18 protein-coding genes are annotated in these 17,507 nt (G+C 69.2%); 12 read left to right on the forward strand and 6 right to left on the reverse strand.

The annotated features are described in order from the left end of the window. Positions 1-9: 9 nt before the first annotated feature. Positions 10-3,300: a carbamoyl-phosphate synthase large subunit gene (carB, locus tag ACODSY_RS10935; protein WP_488951775.1), complete on the forward strand. Its 3,291-nt coding sequence runs from the start codon at positions 10-12 to the stop codon at positions 3,298-3,300. A 145-nt stretch (positions 3,301-3,445) separates the two neighbouring features. On the opposite strand, the gene ACODSY_RS10940 is transcribed toward carB, so the two are convergent. Next, complete coding sequence (locus ACODSY_RS10940) at positions 3,446-3,721, reverse strand: hypothetical protein (RefSeq protein ID WP_488951776.1); 276 nt, start codon at positions 3,719-3,721, stop codon at positions 3,446-3,448. A 142-nt stretch (positions 3,722-3,863) separates the two neighbouring features. Here ACODSY_RS10940 and ACODSY_RS10945 point away from each other — a divergent pair, with 142 nt between their 5' ends. Continuing rightward, complete coding sequence (locus ACODSY_RS10945) at positions 3,864-5,198, forward strand: PEPxxWA-CTERM sorting domain-containing protein (RefSeq protein WP_488951777.1); 1,335 nt, start codon at positions 3,864-3,866, stop codon at positions 5,196-5,198. Between the two features lie 189 nt (positions 5,199-5,387). Further along, positions 5,388-5,561: a hypothetical protein gene (locus ACODSY_RS10950; protein WP_488951778.1), complete on the forward strand. Its 174-nt coding sequence runs from the start codon at positions 5,388-5,390 to the stop codon at positions 5,559-5,561. A gap of 4 nt (positions 5,562-5,565) precedes the next feature. Here the strand turns inward: ACODSY_RS10950 and ACODSY_RS10955 are convergent, their stop codons facing one another. Beyond that, on the reverse strand, positions 5,566-6,087 hold the full coding sequence (locus ACODSY_RS10955; RefSeq protein ID WP_488951779.1) for a GNAT family N-acetyltransferase: 522 nt from the start codon (positions 6,085-6,087) through the stop codon (positions 5,566-5,568). Between the two features lie 123 nt (positions 6,088-6,210). Between ACODSY_RS10955 and ACODSY_RS10960 the strand changes: the two genes are divergently transcribed. After that, entirely contained in the window at positions 6,211-6,999 is a 789-nt protein-coding gene (locus ACODSY_RS10960) for an SDR family NAD(P)-dependent oxidoreductase (protein ID WP_488951780.1), read from the forward strand. On the opposite strand, the gene ACODSY_RS10965 is transcribed toward ACODSY_RS10960, so the two are convergent. From ACODSY_RS10965 to ACODSY_RS10975, 3 genes are all read right to left on the reverse strand, one after another. Continuing rightward, a complete protein-coding gene (locus tag ACODSY_RS10965; RefSeq protein ID WP_488951781.1) occupies positions 6,986-7,597 on the reverse strand; it encodes a glutathione S-transferase family protein in 612 nt (203 codons plus the stop codon). The genes ACODSY_RS10960 and ACODSY_RS10965 overlap by 14 nt on opposite strands. A gap of 88 nt (positions 7,598-7,685) precedes the next feature. Further along, a complete protein-coding gene (locus ACODSY_RS10970) occupies positions 7,686-8,207 on the reverse strand; it encodes an SRPBCC family protein (protein ID WP_488951782.1) in 522 nt (173 codons plus the stop codon). 3 nt (positions 8,208-8,210) lie between these two features. Further along, positions 8,211-8,558 (reverse strand): ArsR/SmtB family transcription factor, encoded by a 348-nt coding sequence (locus ACODSY_RS10975; protein WP_488951783.1) that lies wholly within the window; start codon positions 8,556-8,558, stop codon positions 8,211-8,213. A gap of 73 nt (positions 8,559-8,631) precedes the next feature. Between ACODSY_RS10975 and ACODSY_RS10980 the strand changes: the two genes are divergently transcribed. Continuing rightward, complete coding sequence (locus ACODSY_RS10980; protein WP_488951784.1) at positions 8,632-9,132, forward strand: P-loop nucleotide/nucleoside kinase family protein; 501 nt, start codon at positions 8,632-8,634, stop codon at positions 9,130-9,132. A 6-nt stretch (positions 9,133-9,138) separates the two neighbouring features. On the opposite strand, the gene ACODSY_RS10985 is transcribed toward ACODSY_RS10980, so the two are convergent. Next, positions 9,139-9,774: a glutathione S-transferase family protein gene (locus tag ACODSY_RS10985; RefSeq protein WP_488951785.1), complete on the reverse strand. Its 636-nt coding sequence runs from the start codon at positions 9,772-9,774 to the stop codon at positions 9,139-9,141. Positions 9,775-9,864: 90 nt separating this feature from the next. Between ACODSY_RS10985 and ACODSY_RS10990 the strand changes: the two genes are divergently transcribed. The 7 genes from ACODSY_RS10990 to pseG all read left to right on the forward strand — a co-directional run bounded on the left by ACODSY_RS10990 (position 9,865) and on the right by pseG (position 17,485). After that, on the forward strand, positions 9,865-10,119 hold the full coding sequence (locus ACODSY_RS10990) for a hypothetical protein (RefSeq protein WP_488951786.1): 255 nt from the start codon (positions 9,865-9,867) through the stop codon (positions 10,117-10,119). 174 nt (positions 10,120-10,293) lie between these two features. Further along, positions 10,294-10,977 (forward strand): response regulator transcription factor, encoded by a 684-nt coding sequence (locus ACODSY_RS10995; protein WP_488951787.1) that lies wholly within the window; start codon positions 10,294-10,296, stop codon positions 10,975-10,977. 3 nt (positions 10,978-10,980) lie between these two features. Further along, positions 10,981-12,333 (forward strand): sensor histidine kinase, encoded by a 1,353-nt coding sequence (locus ACODSY_RS11000; RefSeq protein WP_488951788.1) that lies wholly within the window; start codon positions 10,981-10,983, stop codon positions 12,331-12,333. A gap of 91 nt (positions 12,334-12,424) precedes the next feature. Then, positions 12,425-12,898 (forward strand): transcription elongation factor GreA, encoded by a 474-nt coding sequence (greA, locus tag ACODSY_RS11005; RefSeq protein ID WP_488951853.1) that lies wholly within the window; start codon positions 12,425-12,427, stop codon positions 12,896-12,898. Between the two features lie 10 nt (positions 12,899-12,908). Next, on the forward strand, positions 12,909-13,880 hold the full coding sequence (locus ACODSY_RS11010; RefSeq protein ID WP_488951789.1) for a mitochondrial fission ELM1 family protein: 972 nt from the start codon (positions 12,909-12,911) through the stop codon (positions 13,878-13,880). 130 nt (positions 13,881-14,010) lie between these two features. After that, positions 14,011-16,320 carry a beta strand repeat-containing protein gene (locus ACODSY_RS11015; protein WP_488951790.1) on the forward strand — a complete coding sequence of 770 codons (2,310 nt, stop codon included), beginning with the start codon at positions 14,011-14,013 and terminating at the stop codon, positions 16,318-16,320. A gap of 145 nt (positions 16,321-16,465) precedes the next feature. Continuing rightward, on the forward strand, positions 16,466-17,485 hold the full coding sequence (pseG, locus tag ACODSY_RS11020) for a UDP-2,4-diacetamido-2,4,6-trideoxy-beta-L-altropyranose hydrolase (RefSeq protein ID WP_488951791.1): 1,020 nt from the start codon (positions 16,466-16,468) through the stop codon (positions 17,483-17,485). Positions 17,486-17,507 lie beyond the last annotated feature (22 nt).

Genomic DNA, 17,507 nt, shown 5'->3' on the forward strand with positions numbered 1-17,507 from the left:
GCGAGACCAATGCCCAAACGCACCGACATCTCCTCGATCCTGATCATCGGCGCCGGCCCCATCGTCATCGGCCAGGCGTGTGAGTTCGACTATTCGGGCGTCCAGGCCTGCAAGGCGCTGCGCGCCGAGGGCTACCGGATCGTGCTGGTGAACTCGAACCCGGCGACGATCATGACCGATCCGAACGTCGCCGACGCCACCTACATCGAGCCGATCACGCCCGAGATGGTCGAGAAGATCATCGAGAAGGAGCGGCCCGACGCGCTGCTGCCCACCATGGGCGGCCAGACCGCGCTGAACACCGCGCTCGCGCTGGAAGAGCGCGGCGTGCTGGCGAAGTACGGCGTCGAGATGATCGGCGCCAAGGCCGAGGTGATCGACAAGGCCGAGGATCGTCAGAAATTCCGGGACGCCATGGACAAGCTGGGCCTCGAGAGCCCCAAGTCCAAGGCCGCCCACACGATGGACGAGGCCATGGAGGGCCTGGAGTTCGTGGGCCTGCCCGCGATCGTCCGTCCGTCCTTCACCCTGGCCGGCACCGGCGGCGGCATCGCCTACAACGTCGAGGAGTTCCGCGAGATCGTGGAACGCGGCCTGGACCTCTCGCCCACCACCGAGGTGCTCATCGAGGAGAGCGTGCTCGGCTGGAAGGAATACGAGATGGAGGTCGTCCGCGATAAGGCCGACAACTGCATCATCGTCTGCTCCATCGAGAACATCGACCCGATGGGCGTGCACACCGGCGACTCCATCACCGTCGCCCCGGCGCTGACGCTGACCGACAAGGAATACCAGTGGATGCGCCGCGCCTCGATCGCGGTGCTGCGCGAGATCGGCGTCGAGACGGGCGGCTCAAACGTCCAGTTCGCGGTGAACCCGGCGGACGGCCGAATGGTGGTCATCGAGATGAACCCGCGCGTGTCGCGGTCCTCGGCGTTGGCGTCCAAGGCCACCGGTTTCCCGATCGCCAAGGTCGCCGCGCGCCTGGCCGTGGGCTACACGCTGGACGAGTTGATGAACGACATCACGGGCGCGACGCCCGCCTCGTTCGAGCCCAGCATCGACTACGTGGTCACCAAGATCCCGCGCTTTGCCTTCGAGAAGTACCCGGGCGCCGAGCCCTATCTCACCACCTCGATGAAGTCGGTGGGCGAGGTCATGGCCATCGGCCGCACCTTCGCCGAGAGCCTTCAGAAGGCCCTGCGCGGCCTGGAGACCGGCCTGACCGGCCTGGACGAGATCGACATTCCCGGCGGCGACGATCCCGAGATGCGCCACGCCTCGGTGCTGCGCGCCCTGGCCCAGCCTACGCCGGACCGCCTGCGCGTCATCGCCCAGGCCTTCCGCCACGGCCTGACCGTCGACGAGATCCATGGCGCTTGCAGCTACGAGCCCTGGTTCCTGCGCCAGCTCGAGATCCTGGTGAAGACCGAGAACCAGGTCCGCGAGGCAGGCCTGCCCACCACGGCCGCCGACTTCCGCAAGCTGAAGGCCCTGGGCTTCTCGGATGCGCGCCTGGCGAAGCTGACCCACACCACCGAGAAGGAAGTCCGCGAACAGCGCCGCGCGCTGGGCGTTCGGCCCGTCTTCAAGCGCATCGACACCTGCGCCGGCGAGTTCCGCGCCGAGACGCCGTACATGTACTCGACCTACGAGAGCGGCGCCCTGGGCCAGGTCCCGGACGACGAGAGCGAGCCGTCGGACCGCAAGAAGGCGATCATCCTGGGCGGCGGCCCGAACCGGATCGGCCAGGGCATCGAATTCGACTACTGCTGCTGTCACGCGGCCTTCGCGTTGGACGAGATCGGCGTCGAGTCGATCATGGTGAACTGCAACCCCGAGACCGTCTCGACCGACTACGACACCTCGGACCGTCTCTACTTCGAGCCGCTGACGGCCGAGGACGTGCTGGAGCTGATCGCGGTCGAGCAGACCCGCGGTGAACTGGCCGGCGTGATCGTGCAGTTCGGCGGCCAGACCCCGCTGAAGCTGGCCGCGGCGCTGGAGGAGGCGGGCATCCCGATCCTCGGCACCTCGCCCGACGCCATCGACCTGGCCGAGGACCGCGAGCGCTTCCAGCAGCTCCTGCACCGGCTGAACATCGCCCAGCCGGTGAACGCCCTGGCCCGCAGCCGCGACGAGGCCTTCGCCGCCGCGCACAAGGTGGGCTACCCAGTCGTGATCCGCCCCTCCTATGTGCTGGGCGGCCGCGGCATGGAGATCGTCCGCGACGACGAACAGCTCGAGCGCTACATCAACACCGCCGTGCAGGTCTCCGGCGACAGCCCCGTGCTGATCGACCAGTACCTGAGCCGCGCCACCGAGGTGGACGTGGATGCGATCTGCGACCACACCGGCGCGGTCTTCGTGGCGGGCGTCATGGAGCACATCGAGGAGGCCGGCGTGCACTCCGGGGACAGCGCCTGCTCGCTGCCGCCGTTCTCGCTCCGTGAAGAGACCATCGAGGAACTGAAGCGCCAGACCGAGGCCATGGCCAAGGCGCTGAACGTGCGCGGCCTGATGAACGTGCAGTTCGCCATCGAGGAGCCGGCCAGCGCCAGCCCGCGGATCTACGTCCTGGAGGTCAATCCGCGCGCCAGCCGCACGGTGCCCTTCGTGGCCAAGACCATCGGCGAGCCGGTGGCCGCCATCGCCGCCAAGGTGATGGCCGGCACGCCGCTCAGCGATTTCGGCCTGACCCAGAAGCCCTATGACCACATCGCGGTGAAGGAGGCGGTCTTCCCGTTCGCCCGCTTCGCCGGCGTCGACACCATCCTGGGCCCCGAGATGCGCTCGACGGGCGAAGTCATGGGCCTGGACTGGATCCGCGCCGGCGAGGGCCCCGGCCCCGCCTTCGCGCGCGCCTTCGCCAAGAGCCAGCTTGGCGGCGGCACGGTGCTGCCGTCCAAGGGCTGCGTCTTCATCTCGGTGAAGGACAGCGACAAGGACTGGATCCTGGAGGCGGCCAAGATCGTCTCCGCCCAGGGCTTCCGCATCCTGGCCACCTCGGGCACCGCCGCCTTCCTCACCGAGAACGGCGTCACGGTCGAGCTCGTCAAGAAGGTGCTGGAAGGCCGGCCACACATCGTCGACCACATGAAGAACGGCGAGGTTCAGCTGGTCTTCAACACCACCGAGGGCAAGCAGTCGCTGATGGACTCGTTCGAGATCCGCCGCACCGCCCTGATGATGAAGATCCCGTACTTCACGACGACGCCGGCGGCCCTGGCGGCGGCGCGGGCGATCGCGGCGACGGCCGAGGCCCCGCTCGAAGTCCGGCCCCTGCAGAGCTACGCCTAGGCTTCCCTCCCTTGATGGGGAGGGACAGGCCGCGCCAGCGGCCAGGGTGAGGGAGTGCGGGCCAGAACTCAGAGGGTGGGGAGGATCGACACCTCCTCACCCTGATCGCTTCGCGATCTGTCCCTCCCCGTCACGGGAGGGAAGGCTACTCCTCGTCTTCCTCCTGGCCTTCGGCCGCTTCCTCTTCGGTCCCGGCTTCCAGCACCTTCATCGCGTCATGGAAGCGCTTCAGGGCGCCGATGGAGGCCTGCACCCGCTGGGTCGCCGCCTGCACGTCGCCCTGGGCGCCGTTGATCACGGCCAGGTTGGTGCTGGCGATAGCGTCGGCCAAGGCCTTCAGGCAGCCCTTCAGGGCCGCGAAATCGGCCGCCACGTCCGGCCCCTCTTCGCCGTCATCGATGAAGTCGTCGAGGTGGACCATGCGCGTCTCCGGAAGTTCGCGGCCGATGTGGCCCCGAGCGGCCTGGAAGTCCACGGCTGATGCATTGAGATTTTGATCTTCGTCAACTTCAGGTCGAAGACCTCGTGCTGGGATGCCTCGAGGCATCAATGGAGGCGTGACCATGCGATCGCTTTTCCGTGCATCCCTGCTCCTGGACGATAAGGGCGTTGCTCGCCTCCCCTCGCACAGGACACGTCTCGCTTGCGGCGCCTTTGTCGCGGTTGTCGCCCTGTCGATCGGCGGCGCAGCGACCGCGGCCTCGGTTGTCTCGTTCGCCGGGACGTTCGATCTCACGCAGGTGGTCGCACCCGTCTCGGGCAGCACGATTTTCGGCTTTGACCTCGGCGCGGGAGCGCTCTCGCCCGCGATCAGTGGCTCCGTCGGCGGCTTCGGCTATCTGAACGTGCTCTCCGGTGGCGGCGCCTGGCTTGTGCAGAACCAGCCCATCCCTCTCTCAGGTCTCGCCGCCCTCGAGCGCAACAACGTCTGGTTCACCGATTTCACGAATGCGGCGAGTGGCTCGACCCTCAGCCTGTCGGCGATCATCAACGACACGCCCTTCCTTGCCTCGCCGACGGTCGACGCGACGTGGACCACCCAGGCGGTGCAGATGGGCGCCACAAATTGGGCCTTCACGGACTACGCAGGTCAGTCCGGTCCGCCCATCGGGGCCAGTCCGCCCGCCGAGCCCCCGCCGCCGCCAGACACGGCGAAGATCGAGGGCTATCTGCGAGGCGGCGTTGGCGACATCAAGCAGTACTGGAACGAATGCGGCCCCACCTCGACGGCCAACTCGCTGATCTACTTGGCGAACAAGCATGGGTTTGCGGACAAGCTGCCGACCAAGCCCGATGGCAGCATCGACCAGCAGGCGCTGGTTCTGCAGTTGGCTCAGGCCATGAAGCCGGGCTTCGCCCCGGACAACGCCCTGCCGAACAAGGACGGCTACAAGGACAGGGGCTACACGGGCCTCAACGACAACGACCTCAAGACGGGCAAAGAAGCCTTCATCAAGGATAAGAAGCTGCCACTGGTCGTCGAGGGCGGCAACGCCGACCCGAACGCGTCGGGCGCCAAGACCTTCGACTTCGTGAAAAGCGAGCTTCGCAAGGGCCAGGACGTCGAGTTCCTGATCGCCTGGCCCAACGACGGCTATCACTGGGTCACGGTGGTCGGCGACATCGATGCGGGCAAGGACAACAAGACGCTTATCGTCCACGACCCCTTGATGGCCAACGGCAACCACTATTGGCGGATCAAGGACGATGGGACGCTGACCAGCCCCGTGGGGGCAGCGGCCTGGGCCGTGGCGGAATCAGCCACGCCGGAGCCCGCCACGTGGTCCATGCTTCTGCTCGGTTTCGGCGCGATCGGCATCGGCCTCCGCCGTCGGAGGTCGGCGGGATCCGCGCCTCCCACAACGTCGGCGCCGCAGGCCGTCACTCACGCTTGCTGATTGACCCGCCATCGCCACAGGCGCAGACTCTCCAAATCGCCTGACTGAGACAGGCGGCAAGGGCGCGCTCCGGCGGCCCGCCCGGCCCCCTCGAAAGGGCCCCGCGAACTTCCGGAGGACGCCTCTGGCGTCTGCCGCAGCCTGGCGTGGAGCTCAAGAACTCCACCAACAGGATTGCGAGGAAGTCTCATGCATACCGAGCCGCATACCGGCGAAGTCCGTCATCACAAGCCCAAGCATCTGGCCGAGAAGTTCGAAGGCGTCGTGGGGATCGTCATGGTCGCCGCCATCGTCCTGCTCGCCATCGGCCTGATCTACGGGATCATGACCACAGGCAGCACCGAACCCAAGTGGATGCAGTAGGGACCTAGAGCTCCCTCGCCAGCACCAGATCGTCATAGGTGTTGGCGCCGACCTGGAATTTCCGCACGCCCGCCTGGGTGAACCCCTGGCGGGCGTAGAAGGCGATCGCGCTCGCGTTCTCGCCGTAGACGCCCAGCAGCACGCGCCGGGCGCCCAGCGCCTTGGCGGCGTCCAGCGCCGTCGTCATCAGACGCCAGCCCACGCCCCCGCCCTGGAAGCGTGACAACAGGTAGATCCGCTTGATCTCCAGGTCATCCCGCTCGGTCGGCATGGGCAGGTCCGGCGGACTCAGCATGACGTAGCCGACCATTGGGCCGCCGGCCGCGACATAGGCGCCCCAGAACCGATAGGCGCCCGGCCGCGCCAGCCACGCCGCATAGCGCGCCTCGCCGTGTTCCCGCTCGCAGTGCGCCACGATGTCCGCACCCGGCAGGATGTGGGCATACGTCTCCAGGAACGTCGCCTGCCCCACCAGCGCCAACGCGGCGGCCTCCTCGGGCGCGCAGGGGCGGATGTCGATCTGCATCCCTCCCTCCTCCGACCCGACGGCCCCACGGTCAAGCCCGGCTGCAGCGAACACAGGAGGGCTATCCGGTCGACGCCCGGCGCGCTACGACTTCAACTTATCAACGATAAGGGAGGGACGAAGATGTCGGGTCGGGTGAACGGCAAGGTGGCGCTTGTGACGGGCGGAGCCAGCGGTATCGGCCGCGGGTGCGCCGAGAAGCTGGCGGCCGAGGGCGCCTTCGTCGTGGTCACCGACATCCAGGACGCCCTGGGCGAAGAGGTGGTCGCGGGCATCCAGAAGGCGGGCGGCAAGGCCGAGTACCGCCGCCAGGACGTCACCGACGAGGACGTCTGGATCGACGTGATCCAAGGGATCAAGACCCGTCACGGCCGCCTGGACTTTCTGGTCAACAACGCCGGCATCGGCATCGGCGGCTCGATCCTCGAGATGACCCTCGCGAACTGGCGCCGCCAGACCGCCATCAACCTCGACGGCGTGTTCCTAGGCACCAAGTACGCGATCCCGCTGATGCGCGCTTCGGGCGACGGCGGCAGCATCGTCAACATTTCGTCGGTGGCCGGCCTCAAGGGTTCCGCGAACCTGGCCGGCTATTGCGCCACAAAGGGCGGCGTGCGGCTCTTCACCAAGGCCGTGGCCATGGAATGCGCCAACGCCAAGGACGGCATCCGGGTGAACTCGGTCCACCCCGGCCTCATCGAAACGCCCATCTGGAACACCGTCACCGAGGCGCTGAATCCCGGCGCGAACGCCCCGCCGGACCTCGACGCCATGTCGGCCATGGCGGTGCCCCTGGGCGTGAAGGGCTGGCCGGAGGACATCGCCAACGGCGTGCTATGGCTCTGCTCGAACGAGAGCCGCTACGTCACCGGCCAGGAACTGGTGATCGACGGCGGGCTCACGGTGCGCTGACGCCGTCCCTGGCGCGCTCGTAGGCGGGGCGCGCCATCATCCGGTCGCGGTGGGCGCCAAGCGTCTGCGGGATATCCTTGCCCAGCGCGCCCTTCCACATGCCCATCGCCGTGGAGACCGCGATGTCGGCGAGGGTGAGGTCGTCGCCCACGAAGAACTCGCGCCCGCCCAGCAGACCGGCCGCATAGTCCAGGCCGTCGATGATCCGCGCCTCGCAGAAGCCCTGGGTCCAGTTGGCCTTCTGGTCGTCGGGCGCCACGAACTTGGTGCCCGTCAGCGGGTTCATCAGCCCGCCGAGCGCCGCCTCGCTGAACACGGTGAGTTGCAGCGTGAGGGCCATGGCTGCGGGCTCGGCCGGCAACAGCGGCGTCGGCCCGTACCGCTGGGCCAGGTAGATCATCATGGCCACGGACTCGCCCATGCCCACGCCATCGTCGTCCTCCAGGAACGGTACCGAACCTGGCGGGTACTTGGCGCGGTACTCGGGCGGCGGCGGATAGGCGAACACCTTCCGCCGCCACTCCAGCTCCATCTCCTCGCACTGCCAGGCCACGCGCAGTCCGCGCACGCCCCGGTGGAAGTTGTAGATGGTGATCATCTCCCCCCCCTGCGCCCCCGCCCCTCGCGAAGGCCCGCATCCTGTCCTTGGCCGTGTCGATCATCAGGTCACGGCGCGGGACCATGCGTCAGCCGACCTTCTCGGCGTCCAGCACCGCGTCGAGGCGGTCGTAGCCAGCCGCCATGCCGTCGGTCATGCCCGAACCCACGGCCATGTCGCGGATCTCTTTCGACGGGAAGACCATGGCGATGACCAGTGTGGTGCGCCCGCCGCTCTCGGCCAGCGTCAGGGTGTTGATCGACGGATCGCCCAGTTCCACCGGATTCTCGTAGTTCAGAGGCTGGCCATCGAGCCCGTCCATGCGCTCCGTGGTGACGATCTTGGCGTGGGGGTCGATCTCCAGGTGCTCGCCGTGCGAGCCGAATTCCTGGCCCTCGGTGTCGTTGCGCCAGACATAGCGGTACTTGCCACCCACCCGCAGGTCGACGGTGCAGTAGGGCATGCTCCAGCCTTCGGGGCCCAGCAGCCAGCGCTTGAGCAACTCGGGCTTGGTGTGGGCGTCCCAGACCAGTTCGCGCGGGGCTGCGAACGTACGGGTGACCACAACTTCGCGATCGGACGGCGTGGAGACTTCAACAGGTTTCGGCATCGTTCAGTCCTTCTTCGAGGGAAGTGCGGCCTGCAATTCGTCGAGCAGGCTGTCGAGGCGCGCGTAGTTTGCCTCCCAGAGTTCGCGGTACCGCTCGATCCAGAGGTTGGCGTCCTTCAGCGGCTTGGCGTCAATGCGGGCCGGTCGGCGCTGGGCGTCGCGGCCGCGGTGGATGAGACCTGCCCTCTCCAGCACCTTGAGGTGCTTGGAGATCGCCGGCTGGCTCATCGAAAACGGTTCCGCCAGCTCCTGCACCGAGGCTTCCCCGGTCGCCAGCCGGGCGAGGATCGCCCGCCGGGTGGGATCGGCCAGCGCCGCGAAGGTCGCGTCGAGCTGTTGTTCATAACTCATAGGTTCTAGAACTATTTGGTTATATTCTGAACGTCAAGTCGACGTTCCGCACCTGCTCCGCTAGAGGCGGCGCATGACGGCTACCCTGCATGTGATCTTCGGCCCCTCGGGCGCCGGCAAGACGGTCTACGCCCACGCCTTCGCCCGCCGGGAGAAAGCAGTCGCGTTCGTGCTCGACGAGTGGATGGCGCAACTCTTCGCGCCCGACATGCCCCAGCCGATCGAGTACGAATGGATGATCGAACGGGTGCAGCGCTGCGAGGCGCAGATCTGGTCGGTCGCCGCCGGCGTGCTGGCGACCGGCGTCTCGGTGATCCTCGATATCGGCCTGATGCGCAGGGACGACCGGGCCCGGGTGCGCGAGATCGCCGAAGGCGCCGGCCTGCCGCTGCAGTTCCACTTCGTCACCGCGCCGGTCGAGGTGCGGCGCGCCCGGGTGGCGGAGCGCAACGTGATCCGTGGCGAGAACTTCGCCATCGAGGTGAAGCCCGAGCACTTCGAGTTCATCGAGGGGGTCTTCGAGGCGCCCGATGCGGAAGAACTGAAGGGCGCCATAGTCAGCGAGAGCGCCTGACCGGCCTCAGTGCTGGAAAGTCGGATAGAGGTGCGCCGGCCAGGTGGCGTCGGCGGCGCGGTGATAGGCCTCGCGGTGGGTCAGGCGCGCATTGTACTCCACCAGCACCGGATGCTCGGGCAGGACCTTCTGGTAGAACAGCCGTGAGATCGTGCCGCCCAGCACGACGTCCGCCGCGCTGAACCGGTCGCCCAGCAGCCACTTGCGGCCCTCCAGTGTCGTGGTCAGCGCCTGGACCATGTCGTCGAAAGCGCCGAAGCCAACGTCGAAGCCCGGCAGGTCGATCTTCTGCTGATGGAGCGAGGCCACCGGATCCACCACGGCGGTCGCATAGACCATCCACTTCAGGTACGCGCCGCGGTCCTTGTCCTCGATGCGCGGCGCCAGAGTTCCGTAGCTGTAGCGGTCGGCCAGGTAGATCGCGATCGCCGGGTTCTCGCTCACCACCACCTCGCCGTCGGTGAGCGTGGGCACCTTGCCGGCGGGGTTCAGCCTCAGGTAGGCCGCCGCCTTCTGCTCCCCTTTGCGGATGTCGACGGTCCGCACGTCGAAGGCGACGCCGATCTCCTCGAGCATCCAGTACGCCGTGAACGCCCGGCTGCCCGGCGAGTGATAGAGGGTGATCCCGCGCTTGGCGGCCATGGCGCTCTCCTGGAGGTCCGCGCACACCTAGTGCGAACCTTACAAATTTGCGAGGCGGCGGTCAGGGCGGCGCGAGCCCAGGGGCGTCAGATGTCCTCCGTCGCCGCAACGGCGGCCCTACCGGAGACCATCCCACCCATGCGCAACATCCTGCTTTCCTCGGCCATCGTCCTGTCGCTCGTCGGCGGCGCGTCCGCGATGGCCGCGACCAAGGCCGCGCCGGCCACCAAGCCCGCGCCGGCCGCGACCTCCTCCAAGGCCGCCGACTGCGCCAAGCAGTGGAAGGCCGAGAAGACCCACAGCCAGACCCGCAAGGCCTTCATGGCCGCCTGCACCAAGGCCTGATCCAGGCCGCCCATATCCAGTCGAAGTCACACTCTTGGCCCTGCCGTTTGCGTTTGTGCGGCGGGACCAAGGGGGGCGGCGGCGGGCGCTACGCGTCCCCCATCCGGGCGCCCGCCGCTTTTTCGACCGGTTCGCACTACATTAGGCCAAGCTGTCACTGATGGAGGCGCCGAGATGGGCGCGAAGATCCTCGTCGTCGAAGACGACGGCGGCACGGCCGAGACGCTGCTGAACGGGCTGCGCCAGGAAGGCTACACGGTCGAGCACGTGGCCGACGGCCGCGACGGCCTCTACCTCGCCAGTTCCGCAGACTTCGACGCGGTCATCCTCGACCGCATGCTCCCCGGCATGGACGGCTTGGCGGTGGTCAAGGCGCTCCGCGCCGCAGACGTCCACACGCCGCTGCTGATCCTCTCGGCCCTCGGCCAGCTCGACGAGCGGGTCCGCGGCCTGCGCGCAGGCGGCGACGACTACCTGGCCAAGCCCTTCGCCTTTTCCGAACTCTCCGCGCGTCTCGCCGCCATGCTGCGCCGCCCGGCCACGCGGCAGGAGACGACCTCCATGTCCTGCGGCGACCTGCAGATGGACCTCCTGACCCGTCGGGTGACCCGCGCCGGCCAGCGCCTCGACCTTCTCCCTCGCGAGTTCAAGCTGCTCGAACACTTGCTGCGCCACAAGGACCGCGTGGTCACGCGCACCATGATGCTCGAGGAGCTGTGGGACTACCGCTTCGACCCGCACACCAGCCTGATCGACACCCACATCAGCCGCCTGCGCAAGAAGATCGACGACGGCTTCGACACGCCCCTCCTCCACACCGTCCGAGGTTCCGGCTACCGCCTATCCGAAAGGCCCTGAGCCGTGCGCCTGAAGCCCTGGATCTGGCCGGCGGCGGCCGCGCTGGTAGCCCTGGCCGCCGTGGTCGTGGGCCTGCTCATCGTCGACCAGCTGGGCGAGCGCGCCATCGCCCGGCAGCAGAACGCCATCGCCGGCGCGGCGCGCGACTACTTCGTGGCCTTCGCCCGCGACGAGGGCGTGACGGGCCTCGCGGCGGCGCTCAACCGCCACGCCCAGGTCGGCGGGGCCGACGGCTTTCGCTACGCCTTGGAGGACCAGTCCGGCCGCATGCTGGCCGGCGCCGATGTGGTCAGCTCCCTGGATACGCCCGACGCCGGCTGGCGCACGGTGGCCGAGCCCGACAGCTCGCCGCGCCGGCTCTGGCGTGTGCTCGCCCAGCCCCTGGGCGGCGGCTACACCCTGGTGGTGGCCGAGGATCTGTCGGCGCGCGACGCCCTGCGCGCCGCCGTCTTCCGCGGCTCGGCCCTGGCGATCCTGATCACCGCCTTCGGCGCCGCCGCCGCCGGCTTCGCGCTCAACGCCATGCTCCTTCGCCGCACCCGGGCCATCGCCCACACCGCCGAGCGGATCGCCGGCGGCGACCTCTCGGCCCGCGCGCCCGTCCACCCGAACGGCGACGTCTTCGACGACCTGGGCGCCTCGGTGAACGTCATGCTGGGCCGGATCGAGGAGCTGATGACCGGCATGCGCACGGTGGCCGACTCCATCGCCCACGATCTGCGCTCGCCCCTGACCCGGATGAAGGGCGCCCTGGTGCGCGCAGCCGATCCCGAAGCGCCCGAAGCCCAGCGTATGCAGGCCCTCGACGACGCCCACGTCGAGGCTGACATCGTGCTGGCCACGCTCAACGCCCTGCTCGACATCGCCCACGCCGAGTCCGGCCTCAGCCGTGAGAACATGCAGCGGATCGACGTCGCCGCGCTCGTCCTGGGCATCGCGGAGCTGTTCGGCCCCGCGATCGAGGATGCGGGCCAGACGCTGGTGACCCACGCCCCAAGCGTCCCCGTCCTGGCGCGGGCCCACCCGGCGCTGCTGCGCCAGGCCGTCGGCAACCTGCTGCACAATGCCGTGATCCATGCCGGACCCGGCGCCGCCGTGGTCGTCCGGGTCGAGGAGACGAGCGTCGGCCACGCCCGCATCTCCGTGGCCGACGACGGACCGGGCGTGCCGGCTGAACATCTGGGGCGGGTCCAGGAGCGCTTCGTCCGGCTGGAGGCGTCGCGCACCACGGCGGGTTCCGGGCTCGGGCTTGCCCTCGTGGCGGCCTGCGCCAAGCTCCATGGCGGGCGGCTGGTACTGGGCGACAACCGGCCCGGACTGGTGGCGGCCCTGGAGCTTGCCGACCCGCGGTCTTGATTTTTGCGCCGCACAATCCTAGCTTCTTTGCCCCCGGGTCGCGTTCGCCCGCGGCCGGGGTGGGGATCACCAAGGCGAACCTCGAGTCATGATGGAAAAAGTCCCGATGACCGCCGAGGGCTACAAGGCCCTCGACGAAGAACTGAAGCGTTTGAAGACGATCGAGCGGCCCGCGGTGATCGCGGCCATCGCCGAGGCGCGTGCGCACGGCGATCTGTCGGAAAACGCCGAGTACCATGCCGCCAAGGAGCGGCAGGGCTGGATCGAAGGCCAGATCGCCGACATCGAGGACCGCATGGCGCGCGCCCAGGTGATCGACGTGTCGAAGCTGTCCGGCACCCAGGTGAAGTTCGGGGCCACCGTGTCGGTGGTGGACGAGGACACCGAGGAAGAGGCCCGCTACCAGATCGTCGGCGAGCACGAGGCCGACGTGAAGAGCGGCCGCGTGTCGGTCACTTCGCCGATCGCGCGCGCGATCATCGGCAAGGAGACCGGCGACGTCGTGGAGGTGAACACCCCCGGCGGCGTGAAGGCCTACGAGATCACCAAGGTGGAGTGGGTCTGACCCACTTCGGATGGCCAACGGCGCACGTCCCCTAAGGATCTGGGCCGTCTCGGACGGCCGCGCCGGCATCGAAGCGCAGGTCCTCGGCTTGGCCGAGGCCGTCGCCCGGCGTAAGCCTGCCCATATTGCGGTCAAGCGGATCGGCTGGAAGGCCGGCCTGGGTCGCCTGCCTTGGCCGCTGATCCCGCCGGGCGCGCGGTCAGGCGACCCGATCACCGCCCCCTACCCCGACATCTGGATCGCCGCGGGCCGCGCCACCCTGCCGCTGTCCACGCGCATTCTGGCCTGGAGCGAGGGCAAGACCTTCGTCGTGCAGACCCAGGCCCCCCGGGCGCCCCTCGACCGGTTCGATTTGGTCGTCCCGCCCGAGCATGATGGGCTGCAAGGCGCCAACGTCTTCCCGATCCTTGGCGCGCCCAACCGGGTCACCCCCGAGACCCTGACCCTCGAGCTGGCCAAATTCCAGGATCGCCTCGCCCCCCTGCCCCATCCCCGCGTCGCCGTGATCGTCGGCGGCAAGTCCAAGGCGCACGGGCTGTCGCCCGCCCGGGCCCGCGCGCTCGCCGCCGACGTCGCGCGCGCCGTCGGGGCGGCCGGGGGTTCGCTCATGCTCTCGTTCACCCGTCGAACGCCCGCGCCGGCGCGGGCCGCCATGACCGCGGCCCTGTCGCATCTGCCGGGGATCATTTGGGACGGGGCGGGCGAGAACCCCTACTTCGCCTTCCTCGCCGCGGCCGACGCCATCCTCGTCACCGAGGACTCCACCAACCTGGCCACCGACGCCGCGGCCACGGGCAAGCCCCTGTTCGTCCTGCCCATGGACGGGCGGAGCCGCAAGCTGGAGCGCTTCCACGGCGAATTGCAGCGGCGAGGGATCGCCCATCCGTTCGCCGGCGAGTTGACAGCCGAGCCCTATCCCCCCCTGCTGGAGACGGATCGCGCCGCGCGGGAACTGTTGCGCCGTTACGACGGCTCGGCGTGAAGCGGGGCGTCTGCTCAACCTAGAGCAATGATTTCTTGCCGGCTTCGAGCGTCACGGTAACTTTGTCTAAGGAATTGAAGTTAGCCTGCCCGCAAGGGACATCACCTGATTCGTAAACGGGGGCCGCACAGTGGCGACGTATTTCTTCGAGGACATGACGCAGGCGCAGGCGAGCACCTACAGCGCCGCCAATGACCGCATCATCTTCCAGGACCCGAACCTGACGGCCTCGATGGTCTCGGTCCAGTTCGTGCCCTTCACCTCCACCACGCCGGACACCATCGTCCTCGTCGCGCCGGGCAAGTCGCTGACGTTCGCCGATCCGGGCGGCTTCCGCGCGCCCAGCGTGGGCCAGACCTCCGCCCTGTTCCAGGACGGCTCGAGCCTCTACGCCGGCACCGTGGGCGTCGACAACGTCACCGGCAGCTCGGCGGCCGACGGCCTCTACGGCGGCCTCGGCGCCGACTCCCTGAACGGCGGGGCCGGCAACGACCTGCTCCAGGGCAACCAGGACAACGACACGCTCGACGGCGGGGCCGGCGACGACGTCATCTACGGCGGCCGCGACGATGACACGATCACCGTCGGCGCCTTCACCAATGCGACCCTGCTCCAGTTCGCCCAGGGCAACCTCGGTAACGACAGCATCACCGGCGGCGGCGGCAACGACCTGCTGCTGGGCGGCCAGGGCAACGACACCATCAACGCGGCCCAGAGCGGCGCCGACTATCTGCTCGGCAACCTGGGCGACGACTCGCTGACCAGCGGCGCTGGCGACGACACCCTGGGCGGCCAGGAAGGCAACGACACCGTGAACGGCGGCGACGGAGCCAATTCGCTCGACGGCGGCATCGGCAACGACTCGATCACCGGCGGAGCCGGCAACGACACGATCAACGCCGGCGACAACGAGGATAGCGTCGTCGCGGGCGCGGGCTCCAACCAGGTCACCCTCGGCGCCGGGAACGACACCGCCACCGCCACGACCGGGGCCGACGTGATCGACGGCGGCGCCGGCAACGACTCCATCGACGCGGGTTCCGGCAACAACACCGTGGCGGCCGGCGAAGGCGACAACACGGTCATCGGCGGCTCGGGCAACGACCTGATCACCGCCGGCGAGGGCGTGGACAGCATCACCGCCGGCGACGGCAACAACAACGTCTCCACCGCCAGCGGCGCGGACAGCGTCTCGGCCGGCACGGGCGATGACACCATCAGCACCGGCACCGGCAACGACACGATCTCCGCGGGCGCGGGCACCAACGTCATCGACGCCGGCGCGGGCGCCAACCGCATCACGACCGCGGGCGGCGGCTCGATCATCGGCGGCGAGTTGGCCGACAGCGTGTCCGGCTCCACCGACACGATCTCGATCAACGTGGGCGCCGGCGACGACACGGTCACCACCGTCAGCGGCAACGCGACCATCCAGCTGGGCGAAGGCGTCAACTCGCTGGTCGCCGGGTCGGGCAACGACACGGTCAGCGCCGGCGCGGGGGCCGATGACCTCACCGGCGGGACCGGCAACGACTACATCGACGCGGGCGGCGGCGCGAACACCGTGGCCGGCGGCGCGGGCAACAACACCGTGGTCAGCGGCGACGCCATCGACACCATCACGACCGGCGACGACAACGACAGCATCTCGGCGGGCGGCGGCGACGACCTCATCAACGCCGGCGGCACCTCGGGCGGCGGCGTCGACAACATCAACGGCGGCGCTGGCAACGACAGCATCACCTTCGCCGGTGGCGCGGGCATCGTCGGCGGCACGGGCGACGACACCATCACGGGCTCGTCCACCGTGGCGGCGACCGGCACCAACATCCAAGCCGGCGACGGCGCGGACAGCGTCACCACGGTGACCGGCCGCGACACCGTCGACGGCGGCGCTGGCAACGACACCATCAGCACCGGCGAGAGCGACGACGTCATCACCGACACCAGCGGCGCGAACAACCTGTCGGGCGGCAACGGTGCGGACACGATCACGGGCTCGGGCACCATCCTGGGCGGCGCCGGCGCCGACTCGATCACGGGGACCAGCGGCGTCGAGACGGTCACGGGCGGCCTGGGCGCCGACACCCTCGCCGGTGGCGGCGGTGCGGACATCTTCAACTTCACCAGCGCCGACTCCGGCATCACCGTCGGCAACATCGACCGCATCCTGGACTTCGGCAGCACGACGCAGCTGGACTTCGCGGTGGTGGGCGCGGGCAGCGGTTCGAACTACGTCGAGGGTACGACGGCTTCCGACTATTCAGCGGCCCTCACCCAGGCGGATGCTGCGATCGGCGGCGCGGTGCTCTACTACGCGGTCACGGTCGGTTCGGACGTGATCGTCTTCGCGGATACCGACTCCAACGGGTCCGCGGACTCGGCCGTCGTCCTGGCCGGGAAGACACTGGCCGACATCGCCTTCGGCAACATCATCTAAGGTTCGGACCCCGTCCGATCCGCGAGGGCCGCCCTTCGGGGCGGCCCTTTGCTTTTGGGGCCGCATCGGCTCATCAGGGGGCCATGAACGGCCCCGTGTCCCGCCGCCGCCCCGACCTCGCCCCAATGCCGGGCGACCCAGGGCCATGACCGGACCGCGGATCCTCTTCGTCGTCGACGCCGGCCCCGCCGTGGGCGGCGGCCACGCCATGCGCTCACTGACCCTGGCCCAGGCGCTGGCGGCCCAGGGCGCCGCCTGCGTCTTCGTCGGCCCGCCGGCGCTGGGCGAGATGCTCGACACCTTCGCGCCCGAGACCCCGCGCATCTCGGCCGAGAACCTGGCCGCGGCCGCCGTGCGCGAGGCCTTCGACGCCATCGTCTTCGACCACTACGGGCTCAGCGAACCCGACCACCGCGCCATGGCCCAGGGCCGGCCGGTGCTGGTCATCGACGATCTGGCCAACCGCCCCCTGGGGGCCGACATGGTCCTGGACTCGGGCCCCGACCGGAAGGCGGCCGACTACCTCAGCCTGACGCCCGCCACCACACGGCTGTTGCTGGGGCCGACCTACGCCCCGGTCCGTCCCGAATTCGCCGCCCTGCGCGAACCCGCCCTGGCCTGGCGCGGCGAGCCGGTGCAGCGCGTGTTGGTGTCCCTGGGCCTGACCGACGTGGGCGGCGTCACCGGCCGGGTCGTCGACCTCCTGCGTCCGCGCATCCAGGACATCGGCCTCGACGTGGTCCTTGGCGCGCAGGCGCCCAGCCTCCCGGGCCTGACCAAGATCGCCCGGCGCGATCCACGGCTGGCGCTGCACATCGACACGCCGCACATGGCGCGCCTGACCGCCGAGGCCGACATCGGCGTCGGCGCGGCGGGCTCCACGACCTGGGAACGCTGCGTCCTGGGCCTGCCCTCGCTGATGGTGGTGCTGGCCGACAACCAGCGCGCCGCCGCCCGCGCCATCGCCGAGCGCGAGGCCGCGCTCGTGGTCGACCTCGCCGCGAGAGACTTCGAGGCCGCGTTCGACCGGGCGCTCATGCGCCTCCTGCGCGACGCCGGCCTGCGCCGCCAGCTGGCCGCCAGCAGCGCCGAGGTCTGCGACGGCCTGGGCGCCGGACGCGTCGCCGAGGCCTTCCTCAACCTGATCGCCCCCCGCGGCGCCTGACCGCAGGCCCCCTAATCCCGCG

The sequence above is a fragment of the Phenylobacterium sp. FG114 genome, from assembly GCF_057809855.1.